Here is an 11,385-nt window from a genome sequence, read left to right as displayed (position 1 = left end):
CCACGCAACACGACGCAGCGGCCGCGGCCTACAGCAGCGCCCTGGCCACCATGCCCACCCTGGTGGAACTGGCCGCCAACCACACGGTGCACGGCGTGCTGCTGGCCACCAACTTCTTCGGTATCAACACCATTCCCATCGCCGTCAACGAAGCCGATTACGTCCGGATGTGGATTCAGGCTGCCGACACCATGGCGGTCTACCAGACCATCACCGAAACCGCGATGGCCGCGACCCCCACCACCGCACCGGCACCGCCCATTCGCACCAGCGGCGCGGAAGCGCTCGGCGCGCCGTGGGACGGGTTGGGCTCGATCTCCCAGTTCTTCAGCGAGCTGGCAGATTTGATTGCCGACCCGTACACCTATTTCTTGAACTTCTTCCAGCAGTTCGGGTTCAGTCCGGGGGCTACCGTCGTGCTGGCAGTCATCGCCCTGCTGTTGTACGACATCCTCTGGTACCCGTACTACGCGTCCTATGCGCTATTGCTGCTGCCCTTCTTCACCCCGGCGCTCAGTGCGCTGGGGGCCCTGAATGTGTTGGCGCAGTGGCTCAACGGGTGGCCGGCGGCCGGGTTGTCTGCTGTTCCCGCGGTGCCCAGCGTCGGCCAGCACGTCGCCGCAGACCTGCCGGCTGCTGTTGCACCGGTCGGCGCGGCCGTCGCCGGCGCTAGCGCACCGGCCAGCAGTCCGGTATCCAGTGCACCCACGTCCGCTCCGGCCGGCAGTGCACCGCCGGCCGCCGGCATCGGTTACGCCGTCGCGGCGTCGGCGCCGCCCGGGGTGAGTTCAGGGCCCAAAGCCGGTGCCAAATCCCCCGACGACATGGCCGACAGCGTCGGGGCCGCAGCGCCAACTCGACCGGCCCCCGCCACCGGGCGAATCAGTCGGCACCGACGCAGCAAGACCGGAGTACGCGGATACCGGGACGAATTCCTCACTGCCGACCTGGAAGTCGCCGACGACGCTGAACCGGAATCGAGCACCAGTGGGCAGGGGGCGGGTCCGCTCGGCTTCACCGGCACGTTGCCGACGGCCGCCACCAGCCCGGCCGGACTGGTGCGACAAGCACTCGACAACACCGGCGTCCCGTTGCTGCCCACCACGTGGCCGGACGACACCTACAGCGCGGCGGGACGCCGATAATGCCGACCCCAACTCCAAGAATCCGCCAAGAATGCTTTGAGAATACGCGGAGCGCGCACTGGCATTCTCGAGAAATCACATCGAAGCCAAGGAGGTTGGTGCACGCCGGTCCAAATTAGCGCAATACGTGTTCAGGCGCGCTGCCGGCCCCGACACGACACAGCCAAACCGAAATCAACAAAGGAAATCGTCAATGACGCTCAACGTCAAAGGTGAGGGGCTCGGTGCGCAAGTCACCGGACTGGATCCCTCGAATCTGGACCATATCACCACCGAAGAACTCCGCAATATCGTCTACACGAACAAGCTCGTCGTTCTGAAAGATGTGCACCCGACACCGGAAGAATTCATCAACCTCGGCCGGCTGATCGGAGAAATCGTTCCCTATTACGAGCCGGTCTACCACCACAAGGACCACCACGAGATCTTTGTGTCGTCCACGGAGCAAGGCCAAGGGGTCCCGAAAACCGGCGCGTTCTGGCACATCGACTACATGTTCATGCCGGAGCCGTTCGCCTTTTCGATGGTGCTGCCGCTGACGGTGCCCGGGCACGATCGCGGAACCTATTTCATCGATCTCAACCGAGTTTGGGAGTCGCTGCCGGCCACCAAGCAGGACGCGGTCCGCGGCACACTCAGCACGCACGATCCCAGGCGCCACATCAAGATTCGTCCCAGCGACGTCTACAAGCCGATCGGCGAAGTCTGGGACGAGATCAACCGCACCACGCCGCCGATCAAGTGGCCGACGGTGATCAGGCACCCGCACACCGGCCAGGAGATTCTGTACATCTGCGCGACCGGCACCACCAAGATCGAGGACACAGAGGGGAATGTCCTCGACCCGGCGGTGCTGCAGGAACTCATGGAGGCGACGGGGCAGCTCGACGCCGAATACGAATCGCCATTCATCCACACCCAGCATTACGAAGTCGGCGACATCATTTTGTGGGACAACCGCGTGCTCATGCACCGGGCGAAACACGGTACCGCCGCGGGACATTTGACCACTCACCGTCTGACCATGTTGGACGGCCTTATCACACCAGGATATCCAGCATGACCACCATCACTTTGTCCCCGTACACCCGGACGACTGAATTCACCGACATCAGCGATACGGAACCGATTGACGAGAAATTGCTGGAGCAAGTGCTCGAGCCGTATGCCTACAAAGGGTGCCGCTATTTGATCGACGCCAGCTACAAGGCGACCGAAGATTCGGTTCTGGCGTACGGAAATTTCAGCATCAGCGACCCGGCGTACATTCGCAGCACGGGGCATTTCAACGCGGTCGAACTCATCATCTGCTTCAATCAGCTCGCATACAGCGCTTTCGCGCCGGCAGTGTTGCATGAGCAAATTCCGCCACTGCGGGGTTGGTCGATCGCGGATTTCTTGAGCCTGCAGCTGCCCAGCATGCTGATCAAGAACACCTCGTCGCGGTTCAAGCGCATGATCCACGCGCAGAAGTTCTCCGCGCGATTGCTGTGCCAGAACTTCCAGGTCATGGAACGATCGATGCGCTATCTTTCGGTTCCCTGCACCATCGAGTTCTGGGACGAGTTCGGCGGAGCCGCGACCGCGGAGGTCGAACTGGCCGCGCTCAACATCCCCTGAACCCGCTGGAAGGAAAAGCTGCACAGTCATGTCGCACTTACCACCCACCGTGCTGGAGCGCGTGGTTGCCCAAGCGCAGCAGCGGCCCGAGGCAATTGCCCTGCGCCGCTGCGACGGCGGCAGCGCGCTGCGGTATGGGGAACTCGTCAGGGAAGTAGAGCGGCTCGCCGCAGGGTTACGAGCGCACTCGGTGACGCAGGGCTCCCGGGTGCTCGTCATCTCCGACAACGGTCCCGAGACCTATCTGTCGGTGCTGGCCTGCGCCCGGCTCGGGGCGATCGCGGTCATGGCCGACGGCAACCTGCCGCCGGCAACCATCGCGCGGTTCGCCGAGATCACCAGCCCGGAGGCGATTCTCGTCGCGCCCGCCAGCAGGATCGGATCGGCCGCCCTGCCGGCTTCGATACCGGCGATCGCCGTCGATTTCGCGGCTTCGGGTCAGAGCATCGACAACGTTGACGATGCCAAGCCTGACCGGCAGGGCGCGCAGACTCCGTTGGCGATGATCTTCACCAGCGGCACGACGGGCGAGCCGAAAGCCGTCCTGCTGGCCAACCGCACCTTTTTCGCCATCCCGGACATCCTGCGGGAAACGGGGTTGAACTGGGTCACCTGGGTGGACGGTGAAACCACCTATTCACCGCTGCCGGCGACACACATCGGCGGACTGTGGTGGATATTCACCTGCCTGATGCGCGGTGGAACCTGCATCACCGGCGGTGAGAACACGACCTCTCTGATGGAGATTCTGAACACCAACGAGGTCGCGACGACCTGCCTGGTGCCGACCCTGCTCTCGAAACTGGTTGCTGAACTGAAATCCAGTGACGGGAAGGTTCCGTCGCTGCGGCTGGTCGGATATGGCGGGTCGCGGGCGATCGCGGCTGATGTGCGCTTCATCGAAGCGACCGGAGTGCGCACCGCCCAGGTCTACGGACTGAGTGAAACAGGCTGCACCGCTTTGTGTTTGCCGACCGATGAGAATTCGATTGCCAAGATCGAGGCGGGCGCGGTGGGACGTCCCTACCCCGGTGTCGAGTTCTACCTCGCCGGCCCGGACGGCGGCGCCCCCACGGACCCGGACGCGGCACCGTCTGCCTCGTTCGGGACGCTGTGGATCAAGTCGCCGGCAAACATGCTGGGGTACTGGAACAATCCCGTCCGTACCCAGGAGGTACTGGTCGACGGCTGGGTCAACACCGGCGACCTGCTGGAGCGGCACGACGACGGCTTCTTCTATATCAAAGGCAGATCGTCGGAGATGTTCATCTCCGGCGGCGTGAACATCGCGCCGGACGAGGTGGATCGAATCGCCGAACGCGTGCCGGGTGTGCGCGAGGCCGCGTGCTACGAAATCCCGGACCCCGAATTCGGGGCACTGGTCGGTTTGGCCGTCGTCCCGTCGAAGCGTCTTGACGACGCCGAGGCCCGCAAGCTCAAGCAGGCGGTCGCGGCGCATTTCCGGGGCGAGTCCGAGTCGGCGGCGCGACCGTCGTCGATCGTGATCGTCGCGGAGATTCCGCGCACCCAGTCCGGCAAGGTCATGCGGGCCTCGCTGGCGGGAACGGTGGGGGGAGTGGGTACCGGTGGCTGAGAATCTGCGGGACACGGTCCTGGCGGCTGTCTGCGACGTGCTGTACATCGACGAGGAAGACCTGACCGACGGCGACGCCACCGATCTCCGGGACCTGGGATTGGACTCCGTCCGGTTCGTCCTGTTGATGAAACAGCTTGGGGTGGACCGGGAATCCGACATGCCGTCCCGGCTGGCGGACAATCTGTCGATCGCGGCCTGGGTGCGCGAACTGGAGTGCGCGAGTGAGTCCGTCTGAACCGGTTCCACTGAGCCGGTCGCAACAGAACCTCTACCACGGGGTGCTGCAGGACAACGACCCGGAGCTGTACCTGATCGGTAAGAAGTACACGTTCCGCCCGCTGGATCTGTCCCGGTTTCTCAGCGCACTGGAAGCCTCGGTGCTGGAGAACCCGGTGCAGCTCTGCGTGCTCGAACCGGCTGCGACCGACCAAGATTATCCGCAACTCGTACTGCGCTTGGCATTCGACGACATCGTCCGGGTGCGCCCGGGTGCCCCGGGCCCGCCGGACGACGAGCTGGTGGGCAGTTGGTCCTCCGGCATCCTCGGTGTGCCGCTGATCCGTTACACCGTGTGGACCGATGAGGACGGCTCGGTCACCGGAATGTCGGTGTGCAGCCATCACATCGTGGTCGATGGTGGCGGAACCGGGCTGATCGAAGCTGCCCTGGCGCGCCATCTCACCGCCGTGGACATCGTCGAAAAGCCCGGTGTTTCTGCGGGCTTGGCGAAACTGGTCGAGGCTCATCGGCGGGAGCGAGCCAAAGTCGAAGAGTCGTTGCAGCGGACTGCCGCCGGGGTGCAGCGCGAGCTCGCCGACGAAGCGCGGCTGGGTGCGCACGGACAGGGTGCGGGGACGGCGCCCGCGACGGCCGCCAAAGGTGTCCTACGCGAATCGGTGACGTTGTCCGGCAGCGCGTTTGACGCAATCCTCGCCCTGTCCGAGGACCAGCAGATACCGCTGAACGTGCTGGTGTCCGCGGCGGCGGTGGCAGTGGATGCCAGCATTCGGCAAAGTACCGAGTGTCTGCTGGTCCACGCCGTCGACAACCGATTCGGCGACCCGACGCTGAATGTCGCGACGTGTCTGGTCAATTCGGTCGCACATTCCGCCCGATTCTCCCCCTTCGCGTCGGTGCACGACGTGGTCCGAACCCTGGACCGAGGCTATGTCAAAGCTGTGCGGCGCCGCTGGCTTCGGGAAGAGTATTACCGCCGAATGTATCTGGCGATCAACCGCACGTCCCACATCGAGGCGCTGACGCTGAACTTCATCCGCGAGACGTGCGCGCCCGAGTTGCGGCCGTTCCTGCTGGAGGCTCCCGTAGCGACGGACATCGGCCCAGTCGAGGGCATGACGGTGGCGAGCGTGCTGGACGAGCAACAGCGCACCCTGCACTTGGCGATCTGGGACAGGGCCGATCTGCCGGAGTCGAAGACGGGCATCGCAGAACGGATCGGTGCGGCACTGGCGGCGATGCCGACCCGGTGGGAACAGCCCCTGGCAACGACGGTCGGCGAATGGCTGGTGGCCGGCCCGGACGGCGCACTGCGCCACAGTGATTCGGCCCAGATGCCGCGACCGTCGACACCGGCGTGGTTCGCAGGTGTCGACGTCCGAGACCTGCTCGACAGACGCTTAACGGTGTACCGCTGGGTGGCGTGGTTGACGCAGCACATCGGTAGACCCGGCGACGTCATGGTGTTCACCGACGACGACACCGACCAGACGATCGATCTGTTGATCGCCTGCCACCTCGCCGGTTACGCCTACAGCGTCTGCGACTCCGCGGACCAGGTCGGGCTGCGCGCCGGCGCGATCGCCGAGCACGGTGCTGGTCTGGCCGCCCATGCCCTGGACGTGTCCGATATCAGTTTTCCCGAAGTCGTAAGTGAGTCAGCGCGCGCGCGGGCTGATGAACGCATTGCACACGTGGTCCAGGACAATTCACTCGCCACGAAACCGGCATACATCATGCCGACATCGGGATCCACCGGCCAACCCAAGCTCGTCCGGGTCGACCACGGCTCGCTGGCGTTGTTCTGTGATGCCGTCACGCGTGCTTACGGGTGGGGGCCGTCGGACACGGTGCTGCAATGCGCACCGTTGACGTCGGACATCAGCGTCGAGGAGATCTTCGGTGCGGTCCGCTGCGGAGCGCGGCTGGTCCGCACCACAGCGATGAAGACCGGCGATTTCCCAGCGCTCACAAGAGATTTCGTCGACCGTGCGGCGACCGTCGTCGACCTGCCGACTGCCGTCTGGCATCTGTTGTGTGAGGATCGCGACGCACTTGACGCGATGCGTGATTCAGGCCTGCGCCAAATTGTCATCGGCGGTGAAGCCGTCCGACCCGTCGCCGTCGACAAGTGGATCGATTCGGGTACAGCACAACGGATCTCGCTGATATCGACCTATGGGCCGACCGAGGCCACCGTGGTGGTGACCTCTCTGCCGGATGCTGCCGACGTGCCGGGCGGTGCCCGGCTCAGGGTGGGCCGGCCGATGGTGCCGAACACCGTCGTCGTCGGGTTCGGTGAAATCGTCGTCGTCGGTGGCCTGGTCTCCGCCGGTTATCTCGGGACAGCGGATCGCAGCTTCGGCACCGTGACCACCGACGACGGCACGCAACTTCGGGCGTTCGCCACCGCCGACCGGGTGACCCTGGACGGTGACGGCTTTCCGCTGTTCGCCGGCCGCAAGGACGCCGTCGTCAAAATCGCGGGCAAGCGGGTCGACATCGCGGACGTGACCAGGCGCATCTCCGAAGACCCCGCGGTCTCCGATGTCGCCGTCGAGCTGCACGACGGCAGTCTCGGGGTGTGGTTCGAAACCTTGCGAACCCGCGAGGCGGCGGAAGACGCCGCCGCGGCGGCGCGCATCCGGCTGATCCTGCTGAACGCGGGGGTCTCCTCGTTCTTCGTTGTCGGCGTGCCGACGATCCCACGCAAGCCGAACGGCAAGGTGGACAGCGACCACCTGCGCGCACTGCCACAATTCGCGGGTGCGGCGCGCGACGATGCCGAGGCCGACGACAGAGCCACCGCCCTGGCGCAGGTCTGGAGCCGGCGGCTCGGCACTGTCATTCAGGCGGACTCGTCGTTGCTCGACGAGGGCATCGGATCGTTGGACCTGATCCGGATCCTGCCGGACAGCCGGCAGTTCCTGGGCCGACAGGTCTCCATATTCGATCTGATCAGTGCCGATACCGCCGCCAACCTGGTTGCCGACACAGCCCCGGTCGGGTCCTGGATGGACGCCGACACGGCCGCCGAGATCGAGCACGATCTCGCCGTGCTGACGCGACCGGTGAACCCGGTGCGCGCGGGGACCGGCTCCGGTGCGGCCCTCGTCGTACTGGGCGCATCGGGCATCCTCGGAACCGGATTCGCCGGCGCAATCCTGGACCTCAAGAAGTCCGGAGTGCACTGTCCCGACATAGTGTTGGCCGCCAGGTCGGACCTCCCCGCAGCCGGTCCCTGGGGTGCGCTGCGGACCCTGGACGGGGTACGGATACAACAACTCCCGCCGAACTTCGGTGCGGCGGAACTGGACGCGCTGTTGCGCGACAGCGATGCCGGGACCGTCATCAATTGCATCGGCAATACCAATGTGCTGGTGCCCTATCGCGAATTACGCACGGCCAACGTCGATTTGGTCTCCGCACTGATCGGGGTGTGCGCCGAGCGCAACACCAAACTGGTGCACTTGTCCACCTTCGTCGTTGACGCGGATGTCACGGCGCCGCGGGTCACCGATCCCCGCACAGCGCCGTATCCGTACGCGGCGGCCAAGTCCCTGGCGGAACTGATCGTCGCCGCCGCGCCGGAGACGCTCGACTTCACCGTTGTTCGGTTGCCCCGGGTGCTCGGCGAGGACTATCAGGTGCGCGACTCCGCCGATGTCCTGGTCTCGGTCGCCGACGCGTGTCACGCGGTGCAGGCCTACCCTTCGCTCACGCTCACCGAAGAGATCACCACCGGACGCGCCGCGGCGTCTGCGATCCTGCGACGCGTCTTGGCAGCGCCCACCGGGTTAGGGCGCGGCATCACCGTGTTGCGCGGCGAAGCGACGGATTATGCCAAGCTGCTCAACGGATTTGCGCTTGACGAACTCGACGTTGCAGCGTGGAAGTATCGGCTCGACGGCAGCGATTGGGCGAAGACGAATCCGCGCAGATGGTCGGTGGTCGACGGCTGGCTGACCCTCGGCATGACATTGGGCGGGCGGTCTTACGCCGAGCATCTGGCGGACTACCCGACCATTGCACTCGGCCTCGAATCCGTTGCCGAACTCACCGCGCCGGTGCAGTCGATCCCGGATCTGTTGGCGCACGCGTGGGCGGGGTGAGATCTCGTCGCAGCCGGAACGGATCAGTCCGTGGCAAGCACGGCGAACATGATCGCCATGCCGACAGCCGTCATCACCTGGACCGCACTGCCCAACCGCTTGCGCCAGCACCGCCTGCCGCGCCGCCGTGGCAGCTTGAGGAACCGGTATCCCCACACCAGAGCCGCGACCGAGAAGACCACGACCCACGCCCAGTTGCCGGTGCCGATCCAGTTGTGGGCCGCCTCGCTCGTGGATTCCTGGGCCTCGGCCATCTCCATGCCCGGCATCGACATGTCCGGCGCCGCGTGGGCACTCCCGGGCGTCAGGTGCCCGCCCATCACGGCGTACATCCACGCCATCGCCAGCATCTTCACCGCGTGATAACCCCGCGCGAGCCGGGACGCGATCACGCGGGCGGCGAGGACCGCCGTCATCACGAACCACACCGCCGCAGCCAGGAAAAAGACCTCAGCCGGTGTGGCGGGCAACCGGCGACCCTGCGGCCACGCCATCACTGCCATCGCGATCACCATCGTGAGGTGTAGTACGTGACTGATCGCCGACGTCCAGGACCGACGGTCCAGGACGAGCGCGAAGCCGATACCGCTGAGCAGGAAAAGGGCGGTGACAGCCCAACGCAGCGGCAGGTCCTCGATCATTCACCGAAGACTATGCGGTTGCACCGACGAACCGGCTGTATGTGCGCCCGTAAGCTGCAAGGGTGCAGACCGAGCCGAGCGCAGCGACGACGCCGCCTGCCCGGTCGCCAATCGTGCAAAGGGCGGCGTTGGCCGTCGGGTTCGCGGTTGTCGCAATCGCCCTCGCCGGCTACGGATGGATCTCCGGGCCGGGCCGCTACGCCGAAGGCCGCAACCCGTTCCCCGGCGGTTTTGTCAGCGTCGCCGAACCGGTCGGCTACTTCGTCGCGTCGATGCTGGGTGCGCTGTGCCTGGGCGCACTGATCCTGGTCGTAGTGACCTCGCGGCCGGAGGCGGACGGCCTACTCGATCCCGCTGCCTTCCGAATCCATCTTGTGGCAGAGCGTGTTTCGCTTTTCTGGCCGATCACGGCCGCGCTGATGGTGGTCATCCAGGCCGCCCACGACACCGGGGTGGATGCGGTTGCGCTGCTGGGCAGCGGAGCGCTGATGGACGCCGTCGAGCTGTCCGAGACAGCGCGGGCCTGGATCGTCGTGCTGGTCTGCGCCCTGCCGATCGCGGTGACGCTGCGGATCAGCACCCGTTGGCTCAGCCATGTGGTGCTGTTGGTTCCCGCGCTGATCGCGGTCGTCGCTACCGCGGTGACCGGTAACGCGGGGCAGGGCCCCGATCACGACTATTCGACCAGCACCGTGCTCGTCGTCGCCGCCGCGGTCTCGGTACTGACCGGGCTGACGGTGGTTGCAGCGTTGACCGGGGCAATGCCGACCCCCTTCGTGCGCGGCCTGCGGGTGATCTGCGGTGGGCTCGTCATCACCTACGGGGCGGTGCTGCTGTACCTGCTGATCCCGGGCTGGACGCTGGGCTCGACCTTCGCCCGCCTCGGACTCGTGGTGGGCGGCCTGACCGCGTTGGTGCTGCTGGCTGACTGCTGGGGATACGTCCGGCCGCAGAACTCCGCGGGCGTTGGCACGCTTGTCGCGCTGGCCATGACGGCGGCCACGGCGGCGATCGCCGCCATGGCGGTGCAGACCGGGCCGCGCCTGCTCACGCACCACTTCACCGGCTGGGACGTGTTCCTGGGTTACGAACTGTCGCGACCGCCGACCGTCCTCGGGGTGCTGACCTTCTGGCGTTTCGACGGACTGATCGGAACGGCCGGTCTGGTCTTGGCGATCGCGTATGCGGTCGGCTTCCTGCGGCTGCGGCGCAACGGCAACCCGTGGCCGGTCGGCCGGTTGATCGCCTGGCTCAGCGGTTGCGCCGCACTGGTTTTCGCCAGTAGCTCGGGACTGCGGGCCTACGGATCGGCGATGTTCAGCATGCACATGGCCGAACACATGATCCTCAACATGTTCATCCCGGTGTTGCTGGTGCTGGGCGGACCGGTGACGCTGGCGCTGCGGGTGCTGCCGGCCGCCGCAGAGGGCGAGGCGCCGGGCCCACGGGAATGGCTGACCTGGCTGTTGCACTCCAAAGTGACGAAGTTCGTCTCGCATCCGGTGGTGGCGTTCGTCCTGTTCGTCGGTTCGCCTTTCGTGGTGTACTTCACCCCGCTGTTCGACACGCTGGTCCGCTACCACTGGGGCCACGAGTTCATGGCGATCCATTTTCTGCTGGTCGGTTACCTTTTCTACTGGGCGATCATCGGCATCGATCCCGGCCCGCGGCGCCTGCCCTACCCCGGGCGTATCGGGTTGCTGTTCGCTGTCATGCCGTTTCACGCGTTCTTCGGAATCGCACTGATGACGATGGCCACGCCGGTCGGCAGCACGTTCTACCGCTCGGTCAACCTGCCGTGGCTGCACGACATCGTGGCCGACCAGCATCTCGGCGGTGGAATTGCCTGGAGCCTCACGGAATTGCCGGTGATCATCGTCATCGTGGCGTTGGTGACGCAGTGGGCCCGCCAGGACCGCAAAGTAGCCTCACGCAGTGACCGGCACGCCGACAGCGACTACGCCGACGACGACCTGGAGGCCTACAACGCCATGCTGCGCGAATTGGCGCGGATGCGCCGCTGATGTCACAAG

8 protein-coding genes are annotated in these 11,385 nt (G+C 65.6%); 7 read left to right on the top strand and 1 reads right to left on the bottom strand.

From position 1 onward, the window contains the following. From AC5Y5Z_RS24270 to AC5Y5Z_RS24245, 6 genes are all read left to right on the top strand, one after another. On the top strand, positions 1 to 1,145 hold a 1,145-nt coding region (locus tag AC5Y5Z_RS24270; protein WP_499928010.1), incomplete at its 5' end, for a PPE domain-containing protein. A gap of 193 nt (positions 1,146 to 1,338) precedes the next feature. Then, positions 1,339 to 2,208 (top strand): (3R)-3-[(carboxymethyl)amino]fatty acid oxygenase/decarboxylase, encoded by an 870-nt coding sequence (gene scoE / locus AC5Y5Z_RS24265; protein WP_463827852.1) that lies wholly within the window; start codon positions 1,339 to 1,341, stop codon positions 2,206 to 2,208. Continuing rightward, positions 2,205 to 2,765, top strand: a complete 561-nt coding sequence (locus AC5Y5Z_RS24260) for an FcoT family thioesterase (RefSeq protein ID WP_463827853.1) — start codon at positions 2,205 to 2,207, stop codon at positions 2,763 to 2,765. Before scoE ends, AC5Y5Z_RS24260 begins: the two co-directional genes overlap by 4 nt. A 28-nt stretch (positions 2,766 to 2,793) precedes the next feature. Further along, complete coding sequence (fadD10, locus tag AC5Y5Z_RS24255; protein WP_499928008.1) at positions 2,794 to 4,359, top strand: fatty acid--CoA ligase FadD10; 1,566 nt, start codon at positions 2,794 to 2,796, stop codon at positions 4,357 to 4,359. A 4-nt stretch (positions 4,360 to 4,363) separates the two neighbouring features. Then, positions 4,364 to 4,597 carry an acyl carrier protein gene (locus tag AC5Y5Z_RS24250; RefSeq protein WP_463828016.1) on the top strand — a complete coding sequence of 78 codons (234 nt, stop codon included), beginning with the start codon at positions 4,364 to 4,366 and terminating at the stop codon, positions 4,595 to 4,597. After that, positions 4,584 to 8,711, top strand: coding sequence for an AMP-binding protein (locus AC5Y5Z_RS24245; RefSeq protein WP_499928006.1), 4,128 nt, complete (start codon positions 4,584 to 4,586; stop codon positions 8,709 to 8,711). The genes AC5Y5Z_RS24250 and AC5Y5Z_RS24245 overlap by 14 nt, the downstream gene beginning before the upstream one ends. 23 nt (positions 8,712 to 8,734) lie before the next feature. Here the strand turns inward: AC5Y5Z_RS24245 and AC5Y5Z_RS24240 are convergent, their stop codons facing one another. Then, a complete protein-coding gene (locus AC5Y5Z_RS24240) occupies positions 8,735 to 9,352 on the bottom strand; it encodes a DUF5134 domain-containing protein (protein WP_463827856.1) in 618 nt (205 codons plus the stop codon). Positions 9,353 to 9,414: 62 nt separating this feature from the next. Here AC5Y5Z_RS24240 and AC5Y5Z_RS24235 point away from each other — a divergent pair, with 62 nt between their 5' ends. Next, positions 9,415 to 11,376, top strand: coding sequence for a cytochrome c oxidase assembly protein (locus AC5Y5Z_RS24235; RefSeq protein WP_499928004.1), 1,962 nt, complete (start codon positions 9,415 to 9,417; stop codon positions 11,374 to 11,376). The last annotated feature ends 9 nt before the right edge of the window (positions 11,377 to 11,385 follow it).

It is taken from the genome of Mycobacterium sp. NGS29, assembly GCF_059812965.1.
This window is presented reverse-complemented; position numbering and strand designations above follow the sequence as displayed.